Source organism: Tepidimonas sp. (assembly GCF_046292505.1).
GTDB lineage: Bacteria > Pseudomonadota > Gammaproteobacteria > Burkholderiales > Burkholderiaceae_C > Tepidimonas.
Genome location: NZ_JBKBQX010000060.1, coordinates 1 through 2,116, shown reverse-complemented (window position 1 = coordinate 2,116; position 2,116 = coordinate 1). Strand labels below are relative to the sequence as shown.

The 2,116-nt window shown below is 63.0% G+C and carries 1 protein-coding gene; it reads right to left on the bottom strand.

All coding sequences use genetic code 11. The annotated features are described in order from the left end of the window. Positions 1–384: 384 nt before the first annotated feature. Positions 385–2,037, bottom strand: coding sequence for an adenosine deaminase family protein (locus ACK4TH_RS11500; RefSeq protein WP_409626603.1), 1,653 nt, complete (start codon positions 2,035–2,037; stop codon positions 385–387). Positions 2,038–2,116: the final 79 nt, after the last annotated feature.

Below are 2,116 nucleotides of genomic sequence, written 5' to 3'. Positions count from 1 at the left end.
GCAGGCCATGAAGGACTGGTATCGGCGAAGATCGGATTTGTTCCAAAAGCGACCCCATAATCATCCGGGACATGACAATTAACCCATTCCTGCAGGAACTGAATCAGCAAGCTGTAGCCCTGCGTCAAGTGCCAACGACAGCGCATCTAGAACACCTCGAGGTCGTCATAGTGGTCCGCCGAGGATACCGGGAGTGAGGGGTCTACGATGACGATTTCAGGAGCCCCCATGTCACGCGGGAAAACCCGTCTGCCGCGAAGCTGAATGCCATTCTCACAGACGAGCTGCTTGAGAGGCTGAACTGTATCTCAATCGATGCTCCCGGCATCGAGGCCGCCACCGCGCTGATCTGGCTGACCCTGCGCAATCCTATCGCGTGCCCAGTTACCAACTCTCCTCCAAGGCCTGGATTACAGCCTGATCTGCGGCATGCATCAGGGCCGTGCGTACAGGCGCTGGCAAAAAAGTGCGCTCAAATCCCTGTCGCATCAACGCCAAGGCCTCCCAAAGGGTCAGTCCATCGGGCACGATTCTCGATGCGGTGATGTATTCGTCAACCAGCGTCGTGCACGAGATACCCGGATTGTCCGTGCACAAGGTCAGTGGCAAGCCAGCCCGCATCAGCGTGCGCAGAGGATAGACAGGCAGTTCTTCCGTTTGAGGGTTGACTGGATCCCGATAGCCTACCACCTCGAGGTTGGACGTCGGGCACAATTCCAGACAGATCCCGCGCTCGCGAAAGCGAGCCATCAGCCGCGGATTGTCGTGCAGCGTCAAACCATGCCCGATCCGGTCGGCGTGCATGTGATAAGCCGCCTCCCAGATGTTTTCGGCTGGTTCATCCTCGCCCGCATGCACCGTGATGAACATACATTCGCGAAACGCTGGCGCGAACATGCCTGACCACGCCTGGGGTGAGCTGGCTGCCTCATCGCCGGCCAAATCAAGCCCTACCACGAAGCCGGCAAGTTCGGCGTGAGCGCGCACCGCCGCCTCCACGATTTTGGCGGCCCCGGCATGGTTGCGCCTATCCAAGATCCACAAAAAACCCACGTGGGGACCGTTCCTCAGATCCTCCTGAGCCGCTCCGGGCTGCGTACCGACCCTCGCCCCAGCCTGCAGCAGCGCCTCTCGCAGCCGGTAAACGAAATCCACCGGATCTGCGGGATCATACTTGTGCGGGCTGCCGCGCAGCTCCAGGGCCGCCAACCCCTCTTCCCGCGCCAACCGGACCACCTCCTGCGCATACACCGGCAGCGCTGCCGGTTCTGACAACCCAGCACTCCCCATCAACTCACCGGGGCGCTCATAAGCCGAAAAGCCCTCAGGGTGTCGCCGCTTCAGGGCCACGCGGGGCTGTGTCGAGCCGTACAGTTGCTGCCGAAGCACACCCTCGTCGTTGTGGACCAACAACGCCGCACACAACGCTGCGCGCTGCCCGCTGCGTCGCAACCGCGAGGGCCAATCGTCAGGCCACTCAGCACCCTGCTGCCACCCCAGCGCGCGCAGCTCCTCCAGCGCGGACTGCTGCTGGGATCGCGACATCGCCTCCCAAAGCGATTGCCCAACTCGGCGTTGCCCCGCCAAATCAAGGCACCCACCCAGGTGCCGGTGCAGATCGACCTTCGGCAGCCGCTGCAGCAAGGCGCGGTGCTCCGCGGTCAGGACCGTCTTGCGCAGCCGGTCCAGATCCGGCGGCGATAGCCGCAACAAACCAGGCCAGTTCGGGTACACATCACCCGCCGTCATCGTGCTGACGAAATTTCGCACCAAGCGAGCGCCCTGCCGTTGTCGCCGCGCGATCTCATCGGACAGCAACCGCTCGCCCCGCGCGGGACGCCACCGTATCACCGACTCGGGCAGGGGCAGCGGAAAGTGTTCCCCGCTCACCACCACCCCATCGGCATCGGGCACTTGCAGGCTTTCATCTGCCTGCCCCTGCCCCACCACCACGGGCATGACCGCCCTGGCCAGAGCCGCCGGCAACGCAGCCGTGAACAGCGCGGGATCCGGATGACCGCGCAACTCGTCCGGCAATGGATCAGGCCCCCAAGCAAGGAGACCTCATGGAAGAACTCAAACTGAGCCGGCGTATTTTTCTGAAGGCCAGCGGCGG